We start from the raw sequence: 25,412 nt of genomic DNA on the forward strand, positions 1-25,412 counted from the left end.
ATAGAAAAAGTGTGCTGCCGATAGACGGTTAGTCCACATACTTAATTGATTGAAAATAACCGTTCACTTCACGCTGGAGCGGTTATTTTTTTGTCTTGTTATTATCTTTGCCGAATACCTTTGAGTAACGAAGGAGTGAGATATATGGAGCAATTATTGATTGTTGAAGATGATATTGGTTTGAATCAAGGTTTATGCAAAGCACTGAAAGTAGATGATCGGAAGGTTATTTCCTGCAAAGACCTGAAAACGGCGAAGGAGCAGCTGCTTTGCGGCGGTGTATCCCTGATCCTGTTAGATATCAATCTGCCGGATGGCAGTGGGCTTGAATTGCTACGGGAGGTCAAGGAAACCACACCCGGGATTCCTGTTATTCTGCTGACTGCCAATGATACCGATCTGGACATCGTGGACGGACTGGAGAGGGGCGCTGATGATTACATTACCAAGCCCTTTTCTCTTTCGGTTTTGCGGGCAAGGGTGAATACCCAACTGCGAAAGCAAACGTCAAGCCATAAAAATGCACCGATCCATATTGATCTTTTTCACTTTGACTTTGAAGCAATGACCTTTTATGTGGGAGATTCAAAAGTGGAATTGAGTAAAACAGAACAAAAATTACTGCGTCTGCTTGTTGAAAATCGTGGTCGAACCATGACCCGTGGAGACCTTGTAGACAGGATCTGGACAGATGGTGCTGAATATGTGGATGAAAATGCTTTGTCCGTTACGATCAAGCGACTGAGGGATAAGCTTGGCGCACAGAAATACATTAAAACCGTCTATGGAATCGGTTATAGCTGGGTGACAAAAGATGAATAAAACCGGCATTGTGATCATACTGCTGTGTTTTCTGGCGGCGGCAGCTGTTGTGTTATGGGAGCGGAGGAAGGTCAGAAAAACGATGGAAGAAATCGAAAGGATGCTGGACGCTGCCATGACCGGCTCCTTTTCTGAAACCAATTTTGATGAAAGCCAGCTGTCTGCATTGGAAACGAAGTTTGCGCACTATCTTTCCGCAGCAGAAGCATCTTCTCAAAATATAGCGCAGGAAAAAGACAAAATCAAAACCTTGATTGCGGACATTTCCCACCAGACGAAAACGCCGATTGCAAATCTGCTGTTATACAGCGAGCTTTTGATGGAGGAAACTCTGCCTGCATCGGCGAAGGCAAATGTGGAGGCGCTGTACAAACAATCGGAAAAGCTGCGATTTTTGATCGATTCTCTCGTAAAGCTTTCCAGACTGGAAAATGGGATCATTTCACTCACCCCTCAGCAATCAGCGCTACAGCCGCTGCTTGAAAGCGTAGTAGAACAATATGCCGCCAAGGCTTCTGAAAAAGGATTGTCTTTGCGACTGCAAGATACCGATGCTTTTGCTGTATTCGACTTCAAATGGACAGCGGAAGCGCTGGCGAATATCGTAGACAATGCCATCAAATATACAGAGCATGGCACAATCAGGATTTCTGCCGTAAGTTACGAAATGTTTGCAAGGATCGATATATCGGATACCGGTTCAGGCATACCGGAAACTGAGCAAGCGAAGATATTTGCTCGTTTTTACCGCTCAAAGGCGGTTCAGGAGCAGGAAGGGGTCGGCATCGGCTTATACCTTGCCCGACAGATCATATCCGGCGAGGGAGGTTATATCAAGATTGCTTCCGTTCCGGGAAAAGGAAGTACGTTTTCCATATTTCTGCCGAAATAACAACAATTCTATCAAAACTGTTAGATTTCATTTTCCGCCGGAAAGAATGTGGAAAGATTCCTATGCGATAATCTGTATGTATCAAAGGATCATTTCCTTTCATACATACAGATTTTTTCATGGAGGTACTCATTTATGGAAGTTTTACAGGCAAAAAACCTGAAAAAGATTTATGGCTCCGGCAATAACGCAGTTCATGCGTTGGATGGGGTTGATTTAAGTGTAAAGAAGGGCGAATTTGTTGCAATTGTCGGCACATCCGGCTCCGGCAAATCCACGCTGCTGCACATGCTGGGCGGGCTGGATCGCCCTACAAGTGGCACGGTCATGGTGGACGGACAGGATATTTTCTCCCTGAAGGAGGAAGCGCTGACCATCTTCCGCCGCAGGAAAATCGGCTTTGTGTTCCAAGCATATAATCTTGTTCCGGTGCTGAATGTGTATGAAAATATTGTTCTACCCATTGAGCTGGACGGTGGCAAGGTCAATAAGGATTTCGTACAGCAGATTGTACAGACACTTGGGCTGGATGATCGTCTGGATGCGCTGCCCAATCAGCTCTCCGGCGGTCAGCAGCAGCGTGTGGCAATCGCCCGTGCGCTGGCGGCAGCACCCGCTATCATTCTGGCAGATGAACCCACCGGCAATCTGGATTCCAAAACCAGCCAGGATGTATTGAGCCTTTTGAAAGTCACCAGTCAAAAGTTCGCCCAGACAATCGTAATGATCACTCACAACGAAGAAATTGCGCAGATGGCAGACCGCATTATCCGTATCGAAGATGGTCGGATCGTCTCCCAGAACTAACGGGAGGTGGCTACGATGAATGTCAAAAACAGAAAATGTATTCGAAAGCTCAGCTTAAAATCTCTTTATGCGAACCGTCGCCGCAATCTGATCGCTATTTTTGCCATTGCGCTGACAACGCTGCTATTTACGTCCATGTTCACCATTGCCTTGTCGTTGAACGCCAGCTATGAAACCTACCAGTTTCGGCAGGTAGGCGGCTATGCGCATGGCACCTTTAAGGATGTTTCCCCCGAGCAGGCGGAACGCATCGTTGCCCACCCAAAGGTGAAGGCTGCGGGGGTACGGAAGGTAATCGGTATCACTGCGGAGGGGGTCTTTGCCAAAATACCGGCAGAGATCAGCTACATGGATGCCAACTGCACTAAATGGAGCTATGCCACCCCTACTACCGGACGGATGCCCGAAAGCGGCAAAGAGGTAGCCATGGATACGGCAGCGTTGCAGCTGCTTGGCGTAACGCCGGAGCTGGGCGCCGAGGTCACGGTTTCCTATTCCATTACGGACAAGGATCAAACCGCCTTTACTGTAACAGATACCTTTACGCTGGTGGGCTATTGGGACTATGATGAACTAATGCCTGTTCATTACATCAACATCAGCCGTGATTACGCAGATGACATCGAAGCGCAGGCAGTGAAAACAGGTTTACAGCCTTTCCGCACCGATTTGAATGTCATGCTGGCCTCCGGCACAAACATTCAAGGGCAGATGGAGCAGGTGGATACCGATCTTGGCTACACATGGGACAGCTATACCGATCCCAACAGCGTCCGGATCGGCGTCAACTGGGGATATACCTCATCCCAGCTGGAGTCGAAACTTGATCCGGAACTTGTGATCGCCATAGCAGCTTTTTTGCTGCTGGTGATTTTCACGGGGTATCTTATCATCTATAACATTTTTCAGATCTCTGTTGTAGGGGATATCCGGTTTTACGGACTTCTGAAAACCATTGGCACAACGCCCCGGCAGCTCAAACGTATCATTCGCCAGCAGGCACTTCTGCTTTGTCTGATCGGCATTCCGGCAGGGCTGCTGCTGGGCTACGGCATCGGCGCTGTTCTGGTGCCTGTTGTCTTGCGCTCCACCCAGTTGGATGCAGGCATCACCACTATCAGCACATCGCCTGTGATCTTCCTTGGTTCTATGCTGTTCGCCTTGTTGACGGTGCTTTTGTCCTGTTCCAAGCCCGGAAAAATGGCAGCTAAGGTCTCTCCGGTGGAGGCTACCAAATATACGGATGCAATGCAGACCAAGAAAAAACAGCGCAGCACCCGGGGAGCGAAGCTCCATCAGATGGCCTTTGCCAATTTGGGACGAAACAAGAAAAAGACGGTACTGGTGGTGGTGTCTCTGGCACTGTCGGTGACACTGTTCAATGCACTGTGTACCTTTGTGGGCGGCTTCAGCATGGAGAAGTATGTATCCGCCAAGACCTGCGCCGATTTTATCGTCAGCACGCCCGACTATTTCCGTTACAACTCAGCAGATGAATTCATCACGCCAGAACAGATCGGAGAGATCGCAGCAAACACAAAGGCCAGTCTTTCCGGCACGGGATATGCTGTGCGAAAACCCGCATATCTGTGGATGACGGAGGATGCTCTGCGGCAGGACTATGCATGGTTCGAAAGCGCCGAGCAGTTGGACAGCCATATGAGCCGTCTGGAGCACCGGGGCAATATGGTGATGGGAAAGACCAGAATTGAGGCTCTGGATAACAGTCTGTTTGACAAGCTGCAAGTGTTCGACGGAGATATTTCTCCCATGTTGGAGCCGGACAATAACGCCCTTGCCATTGCGGTTTCCTTAGATGACTACGGTAATCTGCCCAATCTTGAATACTACCCCAAGGTGGGAGACACGATCACCGCTACCTATGCGGACGATATGAAATATATCGACAGCCGCACCGGGGAACTCTGCACCGAAGATACACCGGAGGAGTACCTTCAGGAAAAACTGTATGGAGCCAGAGATGTAGCGTACACGGTCTGCGCCTTGGTAGAGCTTCCGTATTCCATGAGTTATCGTTATGGTGGTATTGGATATGAGACAGTTTTGTCTGTGGATACCGCACAGCGGGACAGCGGTGGTGCGGCCATTCCGCTGCTCTACCTGTTCGACACAGCGGACGAAGCGGACGAGGCCGAAGCAGAGCAATATCTATCGAAGCTCACTGCCGGTGAGTTTTCGCCCTTGATGTATGAAAGCAAGGCCACGGCTCGCTCTGAATTTGCTCAGTTCCGGCAGATGTTCCTTCTGATAGGTGGTATCCTCTGTGCTATCATTGGGCTGGTGGGACTCTTAAATTTCTTCAACGCCATGATGACCGGTATTCTTTCCCGCCGCCGTGAATTTGCTGTGCTTCAGGCTGTAGGAATGACGAACCGGCAGCTCAAAACCATGCTGATCTACGAGGGATTGTTTTACGCAATGTCCTCCGTATCGGCGGCCTTTATTCTGTCGCTGGCGGTGGGACCTCTTGCAGGAAAAATGCTGGGCAGTATGTTCTGGTTCTTTGAGTATCGATTCACCATTCTGCCTGTCCTGCTGACAATTCCGGTATTTCTTCTGCTGGGGTGGCTGATTCCTTGCATGATGTATGATAACGCAGCGAAATGCAGCATTGTAGATCAGTTAAGGGATGCTCAATAATTGTTAAGCCAAAATTAGCCCTCTGTCAATAAAAGGGCTGAGGGCTGGAATTCAAATAATAATCAAAGTGACCATTACACTGGCCAGCGGCAAGAAACAGGTCATTTCCATTACTGTGCAGAAAACAACAGTAAGAACAACAAAGATCACCGGACTGAAATCAAGCGTGACCGTTGCAAGAAATAAAAAACTTACGCTGAAACCGGTCATCAGCCCGATCACTTCCCAGGAGAAGGTTACCTACAGTTCTTCAAATAAGAAAATCGCAACGGTAAATTCCAAGGGTGTGATCACCGGAAAGAAAAAGGGAACAGCCTATATCACAGTGAAATCTGGAAAGATCCGCAAAAAAGTAAAAGCAATTGTTAAATAAAAATGATTCAAGTAGGAGCTGCCTTTCATGAATACACATGGAATGGCAGCTCCTTTTTTCATTTTTTGCATGTAGCTTTATTTGCAGAAGTAGATTACGATATTAATAGTTGACCAAGAGAGAAGAATGTTTAGATAATATGTTATAGTGATAATGGAAGCATGGTAACAAAAAAAAATTATAAAAATAGAAAAAAAGTGCAACCAAACAGAAAAAAATACGTTCTATATAATAGAAAACATTAATATGGCACACTGCAAATAACCTATCTGCATAAAAACACTAATATACAGGGGAGAAATGTGATATGGAAGATATACATATTATAAATTTATTTTTAGAAAGATCAGAAGATGCAATTCGCCAGGTAGAAGTAAAGTATGAAAAATTTTGCTTTAAGATTGCATGGAATATTTTATATAACACAGAAGATTCAGAAGAATGTGTAAATGATACATGGCTGATAACGTGGAATAAGATTCCGCCCAAAACGCCAACAAAATTATCTGCATTTCTTGGAAAAATAACCAGAAATTTGGCATTGGACAATTTCAGAAAGAAAAATGCTTCAAAAAGAGCAGATACACATATGATGGATATTTGTGGTGAAGTGGAAAAACTGGAAAATACAATAAAGGATTATGTGGAAGAGGATATAAAGAAAAAGGAAATTTTGAATATTTTAGAAAAATTTTTAAGTAATTTAAAAGCAGGGGACAGGGATATTTTTGTCAGGCGATATTGGTATATGGATAATATTAAAGACATTGCAAAAAGACATGGATGCTCTGAGACGAAAATTAAATCCAGTCTTTTTCGAAGCAGAAACAAATTATGGGAAGAGGTGAAAGAAATCATATGAAAAAAGAAAACAATTTTTTGGATCTGATGGGAGAAATAGATGAAAAATTTGTTTATGAAGCTTCCTTGCCATGGGAAAAGCGAAATGTTAATTTGAAATTAAAATTAGCAAAGATTGCAGCAGCAGGAGTTGTAATAGCATTGTTGATAGGAGGCTTTGGACATCCGCATGAGATAAAGGCGGCCTGGGAACAGATTACTTCGTGGATTCAAACTGCATTGGGGATTAATGAAAATGTAGAATCATATATAGATAGTGTTGGAAAAACGATTACTAAAAATGGAATTTCTATTACATTAGATGAAATTGCTGCTGATAAGGAGAATTTATGGGTGGCAATATCTGATAATATAAATAATTCAAAAGAAAAAGAGACTATTCTACTAACAGAAGTGGAGATAAATGGAAAAGCGGCACAGTTAGATGGAACATATGCTCTGGAGAAAAAGGAGAACGGAACAGATGGTCAGGTTTGTCATTATAGGTTGGAAGATACAACTATTAAAGATAATACAGCAGATATAAAAATGAAAGTATGGTTATTTGATCCAACAGAAATGGATACTGCAGATACAGAAGATACGGATGACTATATTTTTGAATTTTCATCAAATTGGGAAGAACTGGAGAAGAATACCATAAATGTAAATGTGAATAAAAAAATAAAGATATCTCCAAATCAAAATCTGACGATTTCAAAAATGAGCTTAAACGATTTGGCAAGTACAATTTATGGAAATTTGGATAATAAAGAATATGAAGATTATTATTTAATAGGAACCGACGATAAAGGAAATCAGGGGCTTTATAGAATGACAAATTATGGGGACACAGAGACTGTGTTTGAAGAAAGCAGAAATAATACAAAATACAAAGGAATTTCGCCAGATGCTAAAACGGTGACATTAGAATTATATGTAAATAAAGAAGAAAAAAGCAGCACAACATATAAAAAATATGAAACTGGAATAGAAGATACTTACGGAGAAGGCGAAGGATGTGTTTATGAAAGTGATGAAGATCCTCTGGATTTATATAGCCCAGTGGAAGGAAAAATAAAAATTAAAATCAGATGACAAAAGAATAATTTTATCGAAGAGAGGAACAGCCAATATCATCTGCCTTCAGATATTGGCTGTAATATATATGATACATAAAAAATACAAGCAGCAGATAACGATAAGATTCTTATATCGGTCAAGGAAGCCTGTGAACGCACAGGTCTTTCAGAGAAAACCATGAGAACTCTTATGAAGAATAATACCTTCATGGTACGAATTGGGCGAAGAACCCTGATTGATAAGAAAAAATTTCAGAAATGGATAGATCGGCAGTCTTGAAAGGTTTTTGGGGTTGTGTTAAAATTAAGTCCAGTGCCATGCATGATCATCTATTGTTATTAGAAAAAGGATGGTAATGTTATGGAAAAAATCTAAGAGGAAAAGAAATAGGTAAGGGAATCCGACAAAGAAAAGATGGGCGGTAAGAAGCCAGAATCACAATTAAGGGATCTGGCAACCGCCTTTTTCTATCTATGGAACAAATCTTCAGCAGGTGAAAAAGCAAAGAAACATGTATTTGGCGGAAGTTCTCCCAGGTATTCCAGGCTTTGATTCGAGTATGTCCGTTTCAAAATGGTATGAGAAATGGATGGAACTTTATAAGGTTCGGAATCTTAAAGCAACCACGATAAGAAATTATGAAGAAAAGTATGGAAAAGAAAGCTAATTTTACTGATAAAATGACAATTTAGGAAGAGGTTTAAATATTTGGAAAAAGCAAGAAACACTGAAGAAGAGAAAAAAATGGGTCAAAAGTGGGTCAAAAAAGAATATAAGGCATCTGAAACCCGCATAAACACTGGGTTTCCGGCTGATACCAGTACATTATCACCGATGATGAAAGAATACGTAAAGACCAAAGAAGAATACAGCGACTGTATCCTTTTTTACCGTCTGGGCGATTTTTATGAAATGTTCTTTGATGATGCGCTGACTGCATCCAAGGAACTGGAGATCACACTTACAGGAAAAGACTGCGGACTGGAAGAGAGAGCGCCCATGTGTGGCGTTCCTTTTCATGCTGCGGAAACTTATATCAACCGGCTGATCGAAAAGGGCTATAAGGTTGCCATCTGCGAACAGGTAGAAGATCCGAAAAAAGCCAAGGGTCTTGTTAAACGAGAGGTTGTCCGCATTGTCACACCGGGAACTACTCTGGATACCATGTCACTGGACGAGTCCAAAAACAATTATCTGATGTCCATTGTCTCCATCGGAGATCATTTTGGCTGTGCAATTGCAGATATCACAACCGGTGACTGTTTTCTCACAGAACTGGATAAACCACAGAAGCTTCTGGATGAGATCAATAAATTTACACCTGCAGAGATCATCTGCAACGACGCCTTTCTTTTAAGCGGTGTGGATGTAGCGGATCTGAAGGGGCGTCTTGGGATCTGTGTATTTGCTCTGGATCCCTGGTATTTTGACGACCAGCTGTGCCAGAAAACCCTGAAAGAGCATTTTCACGTAGGAAATCTGGAAGGTCTCGGGATCGGAGATTATGACAGCGGGATCATTGCCTCCGGTGCACTGTTCCTGTATCTGAAGGAAACACAAAAAACAGCACTTTCCCATATGGCAAGCATCCGCCCGTACTCTGCTGAAAAATATATGCTCATCGACAGCTCCAGCCGTCGTAACCTTGAGCTTGTGGAAACCATGCGCGAAAAGCAGAAAAGAGGTTCTCTTCTCTGGGTTCTGGATAAGACCAAAACCGCCATGGGTGCAAGAACCCTTCGTTCTTATGTGGAACAGCCTCTGATCGATGCAGAGGAAATTGAAAAGAGACTTGGTGCCTTGGAAGAACTGAACGCAAAACCTATGGAACGTGATGAGATCCGGGAATACTTAAATCCGATCTACGATCTGGAACGTCTGATAAGCCGTATCAGCTATAAATCCGCCAACCCAAGAGATTTGGTTTCCTTTGCCTCTTCCCTGGAAATGCTGCCGTATATAAAGCAGATCCTTGCAGAATTTAAATCTCCGCTGCTTATGCAGATCAACGAAGACATGGATCCACTGTCAGACATTACCGCTCTGATCCGTAATTCCATTGCTGATGATCCGCCCCTTGCCCAGAAGGACGGCGGTATCATTCGGGAAGGTTATAACGAAGATGTGGATAAATTCCGCCGCTCCCGGACAGATGGAAAGAAGTGGTTATCTGAACTGGAAGCAAGAGAGCGAGAACGCACCGGTATCAAGAGCCTGAAGATCAAATATAACCGTGTATTCGGCTATTCCCTGGAAGTTACCAACACTTTCAAGGATCTCGTGCCGGAGAACTATATCCGCAAACAGACTCTTACCAACGCAGAGCGTTACATCACCCAGGAGCTGAAGGATCTGGAGGATCTGATCCTTGGAGCGGAAGATAAACTTTATGCGCTGGAATTTGAACTGTTTTCAGATATCCGTGATCAGGTTGGAGCTGAGGTTGTCCGTATCCAGCGTACTGCAAAGGCAGTAGCAGCTCTGGATGTTTTTGCTTCCCTTGCACTGGTTGCACAGAGGAATAACTTTGTCCGGCCCAAGATCAATGAAACCGGCCTCATTGATATCCGAAATGGCCGCCACCCGGTTGTGGAACAAATGATCGAAAACGATATGTTCATTCCAAATGATACGTATCTTGACAACCACAAAAAGCGTATCTCCATTATCACAGGACCAAACATGGCCGGAAAATCCACATATATGCGCCAGACAGCCCTGATCGTACTGATGGCACAGATCGGAAGCTTTGTTCCGGCAGACAGTGCAAACATCGGTGTGGTTGACCGGATCTTCACCCGTGTAGGTGCATCTGATGACCTTGCAAGCGGACAAAGTACCTTTATGGTGGAAATGACGGAGGTTGCCAATATTCTTCGCAATGCCACTTCCCGTAGCCTTCTGATCCTGGATGAGATCGGACGTGGAACCAGTACTTTTGACGGTCTCTCCATTGCCTGGGCAGTGATCGAACATATCAGCAACACCAAGCTCTGTGGTGCCAAGACCTTATTTGCGACCCATTATCATGAGCTTACCGAACTGGAGGGAAAACTTTCCGGTGTCAACAATTACTGTATTGCTGTCAAAGAAAAGGGCGACGATATCGTATTTCTTCGTAAGATCGTAAAAGGCGGCGCAGATAAAAGCTATGGTATCCAGGTAGCCAAGCTTGCCGGTGTTCCGGATTCCGTGATCCAGCGTGCCAAGGAGCTGGTAGAGGAGCTCAGTGATGCAGATATCACTGCAGCTGTAAAAGATCTGACTGCTCCAAAGAAAAAGCAGAAGATCACCTATGATCAGTTAGATATGGCACAGATGTCACTGTTTGACACGGTACAGGACAATGATATCATTGAAGAGATCAAAAACCTGGAGATCGGGAATCTGACACCAATGGAAGCTTTGAATATTCTCTATAACCTGCAGAACAAAATTAAGAACCGGTGGTGATCCCTTTGAGAAAAATTGCAGTTTTAGACCAGAATACCATTGATAAGATTGCAGCAGGAGAGGTCGTAGAGCGCCCCTCCTCTGTTGTAAAAGAGCTTGTGGAAAATGCCATTGACGCAGGTGCTACCGCTATTACTGTAGAGATCACAGACGGCGGAAAAAAGCTGATCCGTATCACGGACAATGGCTCCGGAATGGATGCAGAGCAGGTTCCGCTTGCTTTTCTCCGCCATGCCACAAGTAAGATTGAAAAAGTAGAAGACCTGACCCACATTGCCTCTCTTGGCTTCCGTGGTGAAGCACTTTCCAGTATTGCCGCCGTCTCCCAGGTGGAGCTGATCACAAAGACTCCTTCCGGGATCAGTGGTACCCGTTATGTGATCGAAGGCGGAAAAGAACAGTCTCTGGAGGAAATGGGGGCACCGGAGGGAACAACATTTCTAATCCGAAACCTCTTTTACAATACACCTGCAAGGAGCAAATTCCTAAAATCCGATATGACAGAAGCCGGTTACATCAATACTCTGATGGAGCAGCTGGCGCTTTCCCATCCGGAAATCTCCTTTAAATATATCCAGAACCGTCAGGTGAAGCTTTCCAGTTCCGGAAACTACAGCGTAAAAGATGTGATCTACAGTGTCTACGGCCGGGAGATTGCCAAGGCGCTTCTGGATGTTTCCTACGAAAATGATTTCATGAAGATCGAGGGCTTTGTGGGGAAACCGGAAATTTCCAGAGGAAACCGTACTTTTGAGAATTATTATATCAATGGCCGATATGTAAAAAACAAGATCATTACCAAGGCCATTGAGGACGGATATAAAGGACTTGTCATGCAGCATAAATTTCCGTTTGTCTCACTTCGGATTGAAATGGACGGCAATGACCTTGATGTTAATGTGCATCCCGCAAAGAGAGAAGTGCGTTTTGCCAGAGAAACCGAAGTTTATACGGCCATTTATGAAACTGTCCGCAAGGTATTGACCCACAGAGAACTGATCCCGCAGGTATCTGTTAGCAAAGACGAGCCGACATCCCGCACAGAACAGATAAAGCCAGGAAATATTCCGGAGCCTTTTGAAGTAAAACGACGGCAGGAGATGTACGGTCACCCGAATCGGACGGCAAATATAGCTTCCCATGCTGCACCGACAGCTTCTGAAGTACGTAGTACAGCGCCGGTTCCATCGATACCGTATAATAAGCCAACAAATGGTACCGCCTCCTATGGTTCAGCTGAAACAGCTCACAATTCTTCAGCTTCTTCTGCAGATAAATACAAACGTGTGGATTCTCTGCGGGAAAATCCCGTATATGGATCGCAGCCTTTCACAAAAGAAGAAGAGGAAATGTTTTCCGGAACATTAAAAGACGGAAGAAATGAAAATTCCGCTACAGAAACAGCAGATTATGAAGTGATTTCTGAAAAGCCTGCTGAATCGGCACCTCCTGAGGTAGACAACGAGCCGATCAAATCGCAGGAACAGGAACCGCCAAAACAGCTGGAACTGTTCGAAGAACGGCTTCTTGCCCCGGAATCCAGAAGCCGCCACAGGCTGATCGGACAGCTGTTTGACACCTACTGGCTGGTACAGTTCGAAGATAATTTTTATATCATTGACCAGCATGCGGCCCATGAAAAAGTATATTATGAGCGGTTCGTAAAGCTGTTCCAGTCTCAGAACATCCAGTCTCAGTACGTAAGCCCTCCGCTGATCGTTTCACTCAGCCTTGAGGAAGAAAACCTGTTAAAAGCAAACGAAAAATATTTTCGGGATTTCGGTTTTGAGATCGAACCTTTTGGGGGAAGAGAGTACAGTATCAGTGCGGTGCCATCCAGTCTTCTGGGAATGACAGAGGAAGAGCTGTTTCTGGAAATGCTGGACCATCTCACTGCAGACGGCTCCAAAGATGCATTTGAACTGTTTACCGCAAGGCTTGCAACTATGGCCTGCAAAGCTGCTGTAAAAGGCAATCATTCCATGTCACCCCAGGAAGCCGACAAGCTGATCGATGAACTTCTGACACTGGAAAATCCTTATAACTGTCCTCATGGAAGGCCAACCATCATTGCCATGAGTAAGACAGAGATTGAAAAAAAATTTAAACGTATCGTGTAAGATACCTATCATAAACGGAGAAAATCTATGAAAAAACCTCTTATCGTCCTTACCGGACCTACTGCCGTGGGAAAAACAAAGCTTTCCATTGCACTTGCAAAAGCAGTAAACGGAGAGATCATTTCCGCGGATTCCATGCAGGTTTACCGCCATATGGATATCGGTTCCGCCAAGATCACGCCGGAAGAAATGGATGGCGTCCCACATCATCTGGTGGATGTACTGGAGCCAACAGAAGATTTTAACATTGTCCTTTTTCAGCAGATGGCAAAAGATGCCATGGACAAAATTTATGACAAAGGCCGGATTCCGATCCTGGTAGGCGGCACAGGATTTTATATTCAGTCTGTGACCAGAGATATTGATTTTACCAGCTCCGACCAGGATGAACATTACCGCAGGGAGCTGGAAGAGCTGGCAGAGCAGAAGGGGCCTGCATTTCTCCATGACATGCTTGCCAAGGTCGATCCCAAGTCAGCCGAAGATATCCATGAGAACAATGTCAAGCGGGTGATCCGTGCCCTGGAATTTTATAAACAGAACGGTACCAGGATCTCCGAACATAATGAAGAACAGAAGGAGCATACCAGTCCCTATGCACTGGCTTATTTCGTCCTGAACGCACCACGCCCACTTCTCTATGAACGCATTGACACAAGAGTGGACGAAATGCTGAAAAACGGTCTGACAGAAGAAGTTAAAAAGCTTCGGGAGATGGGCTGCCACAGGGGAATGGTTTCCATGCAGGGGCTTGGCTATAAGGAAATCCTGGACTGGATGGACGGAAACTATTCTTATGAGGAAGCCGTAAGGGTCCTGAAACGTGACACCAGACACTTTGCCAAACGTCAGCTTACCTGGTTCCGCAGAGAAGGCGAAGTAACCTGGGTAGATAAAGATAACTTTGATTACGATGACAGCAGGATCCTTTCCTACATGCTTTCTGTATGCAGGGAAAAGGGAATCCTCCCTGCCAAATAAAATAAAAAAGGAAAAATGATCATGAAAGAATTATATGCACAGCTTGGAATCTCTTCTGCAGTTTACGATTTCGGTAAATCTGTGGAAGATTCCCTGAAAGAACGTTTTGAGAAATTTGATAAGACTGCAGAATACAACCAGATGAAGGTTATCCGCGCCATGCAGAAGAACCGTGTCAGTGAGGCCTGTTTCGGAGCTTCCTCCGGTTATGGCTACAACGACCTTGGCCGCGAAACTCTGGAGCAGGTTTATGCCGATACCTTCCACACAGAAGCCTGCCTGGTACGCCCGCAGATCACCTGTGGAACTCATGCACTTGCCATTGCTCTCTTCGGAAACCTGCGCCCCGGTGACGAGCTTCTTTCCCCTGTAGGAAAGCCTTACGATACCCTGGAAGAAGTGATCGGTATCCGCCCGTCCAATGGTTCCCTTGCGGAATATGGCGTAAAATATCGTCAGGTGGATCTTCTCGAGGATGGTACCTTTGATTATGAAAACATCAGAAAAGCAGTCAATGAAAAAACAAAGCTGGTAACCATCCAGCGTTCCAAAGGCTATCAGACTCGTCCTTCCTTCTCTGTAAAACAGATCGGTGAGCTGATCGCTTTTGTAAAGAAGATCAAACCGGATGTGATCTGCATGGTAGATAACTGCTACGGTGAGTTCGTAGATACCATAGAGCCAAGTGATGTAGGTGCAGATATCATGGTGGGTTCCCTGATCAAAAATCCAGGCGGCGGTCTTGCCCCTATCGGCGGATATATCGCCGGAAGAAAAGACTGTGTGGAAAACGCTTCCTACCGTATGACCTGCCCGGGACTGGGCATGGAAGTGGGGGCAACCCTTGGTGTAAACCGTTCTCTGTACCAGGGATTTTTCCTTGCACCGATGGTTACCAAAGGAGCTTTAAAAGGCGCCGTTTTTGCAGCAAACATTTACGAAAAACTTGGTTTCCCGGTGGTACCGAACAGCACAGAACCACGTCAGGATATCATCCAGGCGGTCACTCTCGGAACACCGGAGGGTCTTGTAGCATTCTGCCAGGGTATCCAGGCTGCTGCACCGGTAGACAGCTTTGTAACACCGGAGCCGTGGGATATGCCGGGATATGACAGCCAGGTGATCATGGCAGCAGGGGCTTTCATCCAGGGTTCTTCCATCGAGCTTTCTGCCGATGGTCCTATGAAACCGCCTTATGCAGTTTATTTCCAGGGTGGTCTCACCTGGGAGCATGCAAAGCTGGGAATCCTGAAATCTCTTCAGTATATGGTTGATAAGGAACTTGTGAGATTATGAAAAAATCCGAAGGACCGGACTTAAAAAAACAGATCTTTGTCATAGGAGCCGGGGCTTCCGGTCTTATGGCAGCTATTCAGGCTGCTGTATACGGAGCTGCAGTTACGGTTCTGGAACAAAATGACCGTCCCGGCAAAAAAATCTGTGCTACGGGAAACGGCCGTTGTAATATGACGAACCTGAATCAGGATGAAAACGCTTACCGGGGATCTCATCCTGAATTTGCCAAAGATGCCCTGGCACAGTTTCCTGTGGAAAAAACTCTGAAATTCTTTCAGGAACTGGGAATCTGTACCACAGACCGCAGCGGATGGATCTATCCCCGAAGCAACCAGGCACAGAGTGTGGTAGATGTTCTTGTCATGAAGGCACGCAGCCTGAAGGTAAAGCTGAAAACCAATCAGACCGTTACCGGCGTGTCTTTTGCAGACGGACAGTGGAAGATCCATACGGACGGATGGACCTACAGTGGTGATGCCGTGATCCTTGCAAATGGTTCCCGTGCGTCTTCCGTTGCAGGTTCCTGCGAAAGCGGATATGAAATTGCAAAAAGTCTCGGACATCATCTGATCGAACCCCTTCCAGCTTTGACAGCTCTGAAATGTAAGGGAAATTCTTTTTCCGGCTGGAGTGGTGTACGGACAGAAGGTAAGATAACACTTTATATAGACGGCACACCGACAGTTTCCCAGCAGGGAGAACTGCAGCTTACCGATTACGGTGTATCCGGGATCCCGGTATTCCAGATTTCCCGCTATGCTATCCGTGCCGTCCATGAAAACAAAAATGTGGAGCTTTCCATAAATTTTTTTCCGGAACTGAACCGGAAAGAGCTGGAAGAATACCTGGAACAGAGAAAAACAGCCTGTCCTTACAAAACAGAAAAAGAACTTCTCATCGGACTTTTTCCTGAAAAACTGATCCGTGTTTTATGTGCACAGAAGGATCTTATCCGCGGGATCACCGATTTTCGTCTCACGGTAAAAAACGGCCTTTCCTTCGAACAGGCACAGGTTTGTTCCGGCGGCGTGGATACTTCTGAAGTTCAAAGTAAAACCATGGAATCCAGACTTCATAAAGGCCTTTATTTTGCCGGAGAACTCCTTGATATTGACGGCACCTGCGGTGGATACAACCTGCAGTGGGCATGGTCAAGTGGAGCTACCGCCGGTATCTGGGCAGCAAAGGAGGAATAACAATGATCCGGATCACACAGTTGAAGCTTCCCATCACTCATACAGAAGAGCAGCTTCACCGAAAAATAGCAAAAATGCTTCGTCTTGGAAATCAGCCGTTCACCTATGAGATCCGAAAACAATCTCTGGATGCCCGGCACAAAGAGGACAAAAAATTTGTCTACACTGTAGATATTAAACTGGATAACGAATCCCGTGTTCTCAAAAAGGTTCACGATAAAAATATTATGTTAACCTCTGAGAAAAAATATCATTTCTCCTCATCTGGCTCTGAAGCTCTGTCCCATCGTCCTATAGTGATCGGAAGCGGACCTGCAGGATTATTCTGTGCCTGGTACCTGGCCAAAGCCGGGTACTGTCCACTGGTACTGGAACGGGGAGAAGAAGCAGACAAACGCCAGAAAACCGTGGAAAATTTCTGGAAAAACGGCATCTTGGATCCGGATTCCAATGTACAGTTCGGAGAGGGCGGTGCAGGGACTTTTTCCGATGGAAAGCTGAATACTCTGGTAAAAGATACTTTTGGAAGAGGAAGGGAAGTTCTTTCCCGATTTGTGGAGGCAGGAGCTCCCTCTGAGATCCTTTACCAGCAAAAGCCTCATCTTGGCACAGATCAGCTTGTAGGTATCGTTCAGTTTATGCGTCATCAGATTGAAGAAATGGGCGGGGAATTCCGTTTTCGTTCCACAGTAACTGATCTGATGATCCGTGACCGGAAGCTTACTGCAGTCATTGTCAATGCAAAAGAGGAAATACCGGCAGAAATCTGCATTCTTGCTCCCGGCCACAGCGCCAGAGATACGTTTGCCATGCTGGAAAAACACAATATTAACATGGAGCCGAAATCTTTTGCAGTGGGGGTACGTGTGGAACATCCGCAGACCATGATCAACCAGGATCTTTACGGGGAACCGGAAAACGACCGTCTGGGTGCATCCAGCTACAAGGTTACCCATACACTGGAAAACGGACGTGGCGTTTATTCTTTCTGTATGTGTCCCGGCGGATATGTTGTAAATGCATCTTCTGAAGAAGGTATGCTTGCAGTGAATGGTATGAGCTATCAGGCACGTGACAGCCATAATGCCAACAGTGCTATCATCGTTACGGTAAACCCTTCTGATTTTCCTGAAGAGGGAGTTCTCGGCGGAATCGCTCTGCAGCGAAAACTGGAGCGCGCTGCCTGGGAAGCCGGAAAAGGAAAAATTCCGGTACAGCTTTTCAAAGATTACTGTACCCATCAGAAAAGTACCAGGCTTGGAGATGTGATCCCCTGTATCAAAGGAGCTTATACACTTACCGATGTCCGCAGTATTTTCCCAAAAGAGATCGGCGATTCCATTGAAGCAGGAATCCATGCTTTTGGAAAAAAGCTTTCCGGTTTTGACCGACCGGATGCATTGCTGGAAGGAGTAGAAAGCCGTACCTCTTCTCCTGTACGGATCGTTCGGGAACCGAAAAAGCTCACTTCCAATATAGAAGGAATCTACCCCTGCGGAGAGGGCGCCGGTTACGCCGGAGGCATTACATCCGCAGCGATGGACGGGATCAAGGTGGCAGAAGCAGTCGCTTCTGTTTATGCCCTGCCTGTAAACAAAATGTGAAAAAAGTGGAAATTTCCGGGATAGAGTGTACATCCCTGCTTTTTTATGCTAAAATAACTTCTGCAATTTTGCATCCCCTTCTTCGAGAGCGAAAAGGGAAATCATATGAAAGATACTATAATGGAAATGCCAGATTATCAGCGTCCGTATGAAAAATGTCTGCGGGAAGGAGAACAGTCCTTAAGCGATCGAGAGCTTCTTGCCGTGATCCTGCGCTGTGGCGTACAGGGATCCAGTTCCCTGACTCTGGCAGATAAAATCCTGAATTTATCGAAACAGACCGGATACAGTGGCCTGCTTGGACTGTTTCATATTTCCATGCAAGAACTGATGAAGATCCATGGGATCGGTAAGGTAAAAGCCATACAGCTGAAATGTATCGGGGAACTTTCCAAGCGTATGGCAACCGCAGCTGCAAAACCGGAATTATCTTTTCACCATCCGGTAACCATTGCGAAATATTATATGGAGCGGCTCCGGCATGAAGAGCAGGAATTGCTTTACTGCATGATGCTGGACGGACATAACCATTTGTCGGGGGAACAGCTTTTAAGCCGCGGTACAGTCAATGCCACACTGATCACACCAAGAGAAGTCTTTGTAGAAGCTGTAAAGTATCGGGCGGTGAACCTGATCCTGGTCCACAATCATCCAGGAGGCGATCCCTCCCCCAGCCAGGCTGATCTGGATGTTACGGAACGGATCTATCATTGTGGTGAACTCCTCGGCATCCATCTTCTGGATCATATCATCATCGGTGATCACAGGTATGCCAGTTTCCGCGAAAAAGGGATTTTTGATGAATATACTTAAGTGAAGGGACAGATTTATGCTTTTTAGAAATAATTACGGAGTAGACCTTGGAAGCAGCTCTGTAAAAGTCTATTCATTTTTCAGAAACAAAAGTTACATAGAAAAGAACATGGTAGCCTACAGAGGACGCCGGATCCTTGCCATAGGGAACGAAGCTTATGAAATGTTTGAAAAATCACCTGCAGATATTTCCGTAAATTCTCCTATGGCTTTCGGTATGCTGGCAAATCTGGAATTGCAAGAGATCGTCCTTTACAGCATGATAAAAAAAATCGATCATACATCCGGTCTCGGAGCAGACATGTATTTCTCCGTACCACTTGATATGACTGCTATCGAAAAGAGGGCATACTATCATCTGGTCAATGGTCACTGGCTGCGGAAAAACCGTGTTTTTATGGTGGAGTCCCCTATTGCAGATGCCATTGCCATGGGAATCGACCCTGAAAAGAATCAGGGCAGCATGATCGTAAACATCGGTGCACAGAGTACAGAGTTTTCCATCATAACCGACGGCAAGATCATCATCAGCCGTAAGATCCCCATCGGAGGCAGACAGATGAACGAATCTATCTGCAGCGAAATCCGAAAACATTATAATCTTCAGATTGGAACACGAACTGCAAAACGTCTGAAAGTAGTTATGGGAAGACTGAATGATCAGAAAAAAGAAGCCCGAAAAGTAGTCGGGATCGACAGTATTTCCGGACTTCCACGAGAAGAAGTTATTTCTGCCTACGTTGTCAATGAAGGGATCGCCAACTGTGTGAACCAGATCGCAGCAGAAATGAAATCTTTTCTGGAACGTACCCCGCCACAGATCGCTTATCATATCGCAAAAGAGGGCATTTATCTGACCGGCGGCAGCACACGGCTTCCTTATATAGATAACTATCTGGCTAGCTATACCGGATTTGCCTTTAATCTTTCTGATCTGTATGAAACTTCTGCAGCATACGGCCTGGAAAAGATCATCCGCGACAGAAACCTGCGCAAATGGGCCCAGCCGGTAAAGCAGAAAAAACTGTAAAGGGGCATATATAATGAAAAACATCCGAAAAAAAGTGCGTTTTCATTTTAATTTAAAAAGTAAACATCTTCTGGTAATCATGACATTTTTCTGTGGAAGCTGCATCGTAGCTACAGCAGCCTCCGGAACCTCTTCCGCACCACTTCAGGAAGCAGCCGGTTTTCTTATCGTTCCCTTTGAAAAGGGGATCGCCGGTGTCAGCGATATATTTGGAAATGTAAAAAACAATCTTCGTGATAAACAGGACGTGCTTCAGGAAAACGAAGAGCTGAAAAGTCAGATCAACAGTCTTACGGAACAGAATAACATCCTGATCCAGGACCAGACAGAGCTCACACGCCTGAAGGAACTTTACGATCTTGATCAGGAATATACCGACTATCCCAAGGTTGCCGCAAGGATAATCTCCAAAGATCCCGGAAACTGGTATGATACCTTTATGATCAACAAAGGCAGTAATAACGGGATCCGGGTTGATAACAACGTGATCGCCGGAAAGGGTCTTGTGGGTATCGTTACAGAAGTGGGACCTTCCTGGGCTACTGTCCGTTCCATCATCGATGACAGCAGCAATGTCAGTGCCATGGCAGTCAGTACTTCCGACAACTGCGTTGTCACTGGAGATCTGAAACTGATCGATGAAGGCAAATTAAGCTTTGAGCAGCTTTACGATCAGGATAACAAGGTAACAGTCGGAGAACGTATTGTCACCTCGAACATCAGTGAAAAATATGTGGAAGGACTGTTTATTGGTTATGTCAGTGAGATCCAGCAGGATCCCAATAACCTGACAAAAACAGGTACGATCGTTACACCGGTTGATTTCGGTCATCTGAAAGATGTATTTGTGATCACCACCAATAAACAGGACGCGATAGACAAATCGGAGGATGCGTCCAATGAAAAATAGGATTATATTATTTATCACTATCATTGTCTGTTTTCTCCTTCAGTGCACAGTAATGGACCGTATTTCCATTGGATCCATCACTCCAAATCTGCTTTTGATCCTGTGTGTATCCATGGGACTTATGCGTGGAAGAAAAGTCGGTCTGTGGACTGGATTTTTTTCCGGGCTTTTTGTCGATCTCTTTTATGGATCATTGTTTGGATTTTATGCACTGATCTATATGTATATAGGTTTTATCAGCGGCTATGCATTCCGCAGTTTTTATGATGATGATCTGAAAGTTCCGCTTTTTCTTGTAGCAGGAACAGATCTTCTTTATAATCTGGCTGTGTATGGCCTCCAGTTTCTGCTCAGAGGCCGTCTTGGATTCTGGACCTACATATACAGGATCATTATCCCCGAGATTGTATATACGGTTTTTCTCACCATCATCGTATACCGGGTATTTTACTGGATCAACTACCACTTAATGGATACTGTAAGGAAAGAAAGTGAGTCTATTTGGGAATTAAAATAAAAAAAATCATCAAAAAAATCCGTCTGAAACGTACTACAGTTCTTGTGATCGTATTTATTTTTCTGTCATCTGTCCTGGTCCGGCAGCTTTTCAGTCTGCAGATCATACAAGGAGAGGATTACATCAGTAAATTTCAGACACGTACCACCAAAACACGCGTGATCAAAAGCACCCGTGGTAATATTTATGACCGTAACGGCACAGTTGTCGCCTCCAATGTACTTGCATATTCTGTCACATTCGAAGATAGCGGTACATACAACAGCACCAGAGAAAAGAATCTGACTCTGAACGGTATCGCCTACCAGGTATTACAGATCCTTTCCAAAAACGGGGACAGCTTATCTGATAATTTTCATATTACCGTCAATGATCATGGCGACTATGCTTTTGATGTAGATGAAGGATTTACTCTTAACCGTTTCCGTGCGGATATTTACGGAGAAGCACAGATTGATGATCTCAGTGAGGAGCAGAAAAACGCAACCGCAGCCCAGATCATGGATCATCTTACCGGAAGCAGCGGATTTTCTATCGTTCTTTACGGAAAAGATGCCTACACCCCGGAAGAACTTGCCGCACATTCTCTTCCGGAAGAGCTTACCAAACAGGAAATCCTCGAAATTGCGATCATGCGCTATCAGCTGAACACCAACAGTTTCAAGAAATATATGCCGGTGACCATTGCAACAAATGTCAGTGAAAAATCTGTGGCAGCCATAAAAGAAAATCAGGCCGCTCTCCAGGGTATTGACATTGTAGAAGATTCCACCAGAAAATATGTGGACGATGAGAGTATGGCGCCGATCCTCGGTTACACAGGCCAGGCCTCTTCTGAGGAATTGGAAACCCTTCGTAAGGATAATCCTGATTATTCCAATGATGCGGTTGTTGGAAAAGCCGGAATCGAACAGTATATGGAGCTTGAACTTCAGGGAAAAGACGGAGAAGAAACGGTCACAGTTGATAATCTTGGTAAAGTCCTTGACATCGACAATTCTAAAACTGTTGATCCTGTGGCCGGAAACGATGTTTATCTGACCATTGATTCCGACTGGCAGAAGAGTATTTACCAGATCCTGGAACAGCGTGTTGCTGGTATTGTCCTCTCTAAACTGACACCGAATAAAAGCTTTGATTATGAAGCAGAGAAAGATGCAAGTAAGATCACCATCCCAATCTATGATGTATACAATGCACTGATCGCAAACAGTGTGATCGATATCAATAAATTCAGTGATGCAGATGCTTCCGACACAGAAAAAAATTTATACGTCAAATTTCAGCAAAAACAGCAACAGGTTTTTGATACAATAAGTAACAGGCTGACAGGCGACAATCCTCCAGCCTATAAGGATGAAGATACGCAGATGCAGGAATATCTTACCTATATCTGTGATGATCTTCTTACCAATACCTTGAAGGTACTGAAAAGTGATTCCATTGATACCGCGGATGAAACATACAAAGCCTGGAAAAATGATCAGAGTATCAGTCTGAAGGATTATCTGAACTACGCTGCCAGTCAGAACTGGATCGATATTTCCCAGATCTCAACCTCCGGAGAATATCTGGATTCTGAAGAGATCTATCAGGCTCTTACCGCCTATATCATTGATTACCTGAAAACAGATACAGGCTTTTCAAAGCTTCTGTATAAATATATGCTTCAGGAAGACACCATCAGTGGAGAAGATCTGTGTCTTGTTCTCTATGAACAGGGCGTTCTTTCCAAAGAAGACGAGCTGTATCAGACAATGGCCTCCGGTGGTCTTGATGCCTACACCTTCATGTATCGCAAGATCGCAAATCTTGAGATCACACCGGCCCAGCTTGCGTTGGCTCCGTGCTCTGCATCTGCGGTGATCACAGATACTACAACCGGAAATGTTCTCGCATGTGTTTCCTATCCGGGATATGATAATAATCGTCTGACCAACAATATGGATACTGATTATTATGCAAAGCTTTCCACAGATCTTTCCAGCCCGTTCTTCAACAAGGCAACACAGCAGAAGACGGCTCCAGGATCTACCTTAAAGATCTTATCTACTGTTGCCGGCATGTCTGAGGGCGTAATAGATGATGGCACATATATTGAATGTACAGGAAGCTTTGACCTTGTAACACCTCCGATCAACTGCTGGAATAAACAGGGCCACGGTTCTCTTGATATCCGTGAAGCCATTGAGCAGTCCTGTAACGTATTTTTCACTACGATTGGTTTCGAACTTGGTAAAGATTCCGAAGGTAACTTTTCTGAAGCCAGAAGTCTTGGAATGCTTCAGAAATATGCTTCCCTCATGGGATTGGATCAGAAAACCGGCATTGAAATTTCCGAAGCTTCTCCGCAGGTTTCTGACAAAAACGCCGTCCCTTCCTATATTGGACAGGGTACCAATGCGTTTACGACCAGCCAGCTTGCACGTTATGCGTCAACGATCGCCACTTCCGGTACGATCTATAAGCTTTCCCTTCTGGACCGTGTGACGGATTCCAAAGGAAAACTTATAAAGGAATATCCTTCCGAAACAGCTGGACAGCTGGATCTTTCCAGCAATATCTGGGATGACATCCATGACGGTATGTATCGTGTGGTGCAGACTCATGATCAGTTTAACAGACTTGGAGTTGAAGTAGCAGGAAAAACCGGTACTGCCGAGATTGACTATTATCATCCGAACAATGCACTTTTTATCGGATATGCGCCTGTTTCTGATCCCAAGTACGCAATATCTGTACGAATCGCAAACGGATATGCATCCGGTAATGCCTGCCTTGCAGCTAATGATATCTTTAAATACATTTTCGGACTTGCAGATGAAAGCACCATTCTCACTGGCTATGCAGCAAGCGATACCAGTAATGTATCGAATGACTAAACAAACTTTATGAGGATACCAGAAGTGTGGAACATTTTATAGGAGGAATCAGAAAACATGAGTGAAGTCATTGTCATTACATCTGGAAAAGGCGGTGTTGGAAAAACCACCACCGTGGCAAATATCGGGACCGGACTGGCTGCCATGGGAAAAAGGGTTGCAGTTGTAGATACCGATATCGGACTCCGAAATCTGGATGTTGTCATGGGACTGGAGAACCGTATTGTTTATAATCTGGTTGATGTGATCAATGGGAGCTGCCGCCTGAAACAGGCACTGATCCGGGATCGTCGGCATTCAGAACTGTATCTTCTTCCGTCTGCCCAGACCAAGGACAAAACTGCCGTATCTCCGGAACAGATGATCAAGCTTACCGATGATCTCCGGGAAGAATTCGATTATGTCCTTCTGGATTGTCCGGCAGGAATTGAACAGGGATTCAAAAATGCAGTAGCCGGAGCGGACCGTGCACTGGTCGTGACCACACCGGAAGTTTCCGCGATCCGGGATGCAGACCGTATCATCGGGTTGCTGGAGTCCGGAGGGCTCCGTGATATCCGGCTGATCATCAACCGGCTTCGACCGGAAATGATCGCCAGAGGTGATATGATGTCCGTAGAAGATGTGTTGGAAATCCTGGCTGTAGATCTGATCGGTGCGATCCTGGATGATGAACAGATCGTGATCTCCACAAATCAGGGAGAACCTTTATCCGGAAAAAATTCCCAGGCAGAAGAAGAGTATCGCAATATCTGCCGGAGGCTTATGGGCGAAGAGGTCCCTTATGTTACTGTGCGTCGAAAAAATGGTGTATTCCACCGTCTTGGCAGCATTTTTCGAAAATAACAGACGCTTTGCTGTCTGACATTTTTCATCACAGGAGGAATGATTATGGGATTTTTCTCCGGGAAAAACCACTCTGCAGGCTATGCACGCGACAGGATGAAGCTTCTTCTTGTATCGGAACGCATAGACTGTTCTCCACAGATGATGAAGCTTTTACGGAACGATCTGATACATGCCGTAAAAAAATACGTTGTAATTGATGAACCAGGGGTGACCATACAGATCACACAGGAACCACCTGTTCTGCATGCAGTCATACCCGTACTTAAGAAAAGAGATGCATAAT

21 protein-coding genes are annotated in these 25,412 nt (G+C 45.1%); all 21 read left to right on the forward strand.

Going from position 1 to position 25,412, the window contains the following annotated elements; translation table 11 throughout:
- Positions 1 to 144 precede the first annotated feature (144 nt).
- The gene (locus tag DWW77_RS02435; RefSeq protein ID WP_055053976.1) at positions 145 to 822 is read left to right on the forward strand and encodes a response regulator transcription factor; all 678 of its coding nucleotides are present in this window, start codon (positions 145 to 147) and stop codon (positions 820 to 822) included.
- Entirely contained in the window at positions 815 to 1,714 is a 900-nt protein-coding gene (locus DWW77_RS02440; RefSeq protein ID WP_118607979.1) for a sensor histidine kinase, read from the forward strand. Before DWW77_RS02435 ends, DWW77_RS02440 begins: the two co-directional genes overlap by 8 nt.
- A gap of 135 nt (positions 1,715 to 1,849) precedes the next feature.
- Positions 1,850 to 2,521, forward strand: a complete 672-nt coding sequence (locus tag DWW77_RS02445; RefSeq protein ID WP_006858253.1) for an ABC transporter ATP-binding protein — start codon at positions 1,850 to 1,852, stop codon at positions 2,519 to 2,521.
- A 15-nt stretch (positions 2,522 to 2,536) separates the two neighbouring features.
- Positions 2,537 to 5,182: an ABC transporter permease gene (locus DWW77_RS02450; protein ID WP_118607980.1), complete on the forward strand. Its 2,646-nt coding sequence runs from the start codon at positions 2,537 to 2,539 to the stop codon at positions 5,180 to 5,182.
- A 115-nt stretch (positions 5,183 to 5,297) separates the two neighbouring features.
- Positions 5,298 to 5,555: an Ig-like domain-containing protein gene (locus DWW77_RS18235; RefSeq protein WP_286187980.1), complete on the forward strand. Its 258-nt coding sequence runs from the start codon at positions 5,298 to 5,300 to the stop codon at positions 5,553 to 5,555.
- Between the two features lie 307 nt (positions 5,556 to 5,862).
- Positions 5,863 to 6,417 carry an RNA polymerase sigma factor gene (locus DWW77_RS02460; RefSeq protein ID WP_118063912.1) on the forward strand — a complete coding sequence of 185 codons (555 nt, stop codon included), beginning with the start codon at positions 5,863 to 5,865 and terminating at the stop codon, positions 6,415 to 6,417.
- Positions 6,390 to 7,493, forward strand: a complete 1,104-nt coding sequence (locus DWW77_RS02465; protein ID WP_118607981.1) for a DUF4179 domain-containing protein — start codon at positions 6,390 to 6,392, stop codon at positions 7,491 to 7,493. The genes DWW77_RS02460 and DWW77_RS02465 overlap by 28 nt, the downstream gene beginning before the upstream one ends.
- A 114-nt stretch (positions 7,494 to 7,607) precedes the next feature.
- A complete protein-coding gene (locus DWW77_RS18455; protein WP_227195108.1) occupies positions 7,608 to 7,757 on the forward strand; it encodes a helix-turn-helix domain-containing protein in 150 nt (49 codons plus the stop codon).
- Positions 7,758 to 8,312: 555 nt separating this feature from the next.
- Entirely contained in the window at positions 8,313 to 10,931 is a 2,619-nt protein-coding gene (mutS, locus tag DWW77_RS02475) for a DNA mismatch repair protein MutS (protein WP_118608068.1), read from the forward strand.
- 5 nt (positions 10,932 to 10,936) lie between these two features.
- Entirely contained in the window at positions 10,937 to 13,051 is a 2,115-nt protein-coding gene (mutL, locus tag DWW77_RS02480) for a DNA mismatch repair endonuclease MutL (protein ID WP_118607982.1), read from the forward strand.
- Positions 13,052 to 13,078: 27 nt separating this feature from the next.
- On the forward strand, positions 13,079 to 14,032 hold the full coding sequence (miaA, locus tag DWW77_RS02485) for a tRNA (adenosine(37)-N6)-dimethylallyltransferase MiaA (protein WP_059085844.1): 954 nt from the start codon (positions 13,079 to 13,081) through the stop codon (positions 14,030 to 14,032).
- A gap of 21 nt (positions 14,033 to 14,053) precedes the next feature.
- Complete coding sequence (locus tag DWW77_RS02490; protein ID WP_118607983.1) at positions 14,054 to 15,328, forward strand: methionine gamma-lyase family protein; 1,275 nt, start codon at positions 14,054 to 14,056, stop codon at positions 15,326 to 15,328.
- Entirely contained in the window at positions 15,325 to 16,524 is a 1,200-nt protein-coding gene (locus DWW77_RS02495) for a BaiN/RdsA family NAD(P)/FAD-dependent oxidoreductase (RefSeq protein WP_118607984.1), read from the forward strand. Before DWW77_RS02490 ends, DWW77_RS02495 begins: the two co-directional genes overlap by 4 nt.
- A 2-nt stretch (positions 16,525 to 16,526) precedes the next feature.
- Positions 16,527 to 18,128 (forward strand): NAD(P)/FAD-dependent oxidoreductase, encoded by a 1,602-nt coding sequence (locus tag DWW77_RS02500; protein WP_118607985.1) that lies wholly within the window; start codon positions 16,527 to 16,529, stop codon positions 18,126 to 18,128.
- 105 nt (positions 18,129 to 18,233) lie between these two features.
- Entirely contained in the window at positions 18,234 to 18,941 is a 708-nt protein-coding gene (gene radC / locus DWW77_RS02505; RefSeq protein WP_118607986.1) for a RadC family protein, read from the forward strand.
- 16 nt (positions 18,942 to 18,957) lie between these two features.
- Positions 18,958 to 19,971 (forward strand): rod shape-determining protein, encoded by a 1,014-nt coding sequence (locus tag DWW77_RS02510; protein ID WP_021652032.1) that lies wholly within the window; start codon positions 18,958 to 18,960, stop codon positions 19,969 to 19,971.
- 13 nt (positions 19,972 to 19,984) lie between these two features.
- Positions 19,985 to 20,881, forward strand: a complete 897-nt coding sequence (gene mreC, locus DWW77_RS02515; protein ID WP_022427290.1) for a rod shape-determining protein MreC — start codon at positions 19,985 to 19,987, stop codon at positions 20,879 to 20,881.
- Positions 20,871 to 21,398: a rod shape-determining protein MreD gene (mreD, locus tag DWW77_RS02520; RefSeq protein WP_021652034.1), complete on the forward strand. Its 528-nt coding sequence runs from the start codon at positions 20,871 to 20,873 to the stop codon at positions 21,396 to 21,398. Before mreC ends, mreD begins: the two co-directional genes overlap by 11 nt.
- Entirely contained in the window at positions 21,383 to 24,280 is a 2,898-nt protein-coding gene (locus tag DWW77_RS02525) for a penicillin-binding transpeptidase domain-containing protein (protein WP_110103139.1), read from the forward strand. Before mreD ends, DWW77_RS02525 begins: the two co-directional genes overlap by 16 nt.
- Positions 24,281 to 24,337: 57 nt before the next feature.
- Positions 24,338 to 25,126, forward strand: coding sequence for a septum site-determining protein MinD (minD, locus tag DWW77_RS02530; protein ID WP_015525126.1), 789 nt, complete (start codon positions 24,338 to 24,340; stop codon positions 25,124 to 25,126).
- A gap of 45 nt (positions 25,127 to 25,171) precedes the next feature.
- Positions 25,172 to 25,411: a cell division topological specificity factor MinE gene (gene minE, locus DWW77_RS02535; RefSeq protein WP_015525127.1), complete on the forward strand. Its 240-nt coding sequence runs from the start codon at positions 25,172 to 25,174 to the stop codon at positions 25,409 to 25,411.
- Position 25,412 lies beyond the last annotated feature (1 nt).

Source organism: Ruminococcus sp. AF17-12 (assembly GCF_003479245.1).
Classification (GTDB): domain Bacteria; phylum Bacillota; class Clostridia; order Lachnospirales; family Lachnospiraceae; genus Blautia_A; species Blautia_A fusiformis.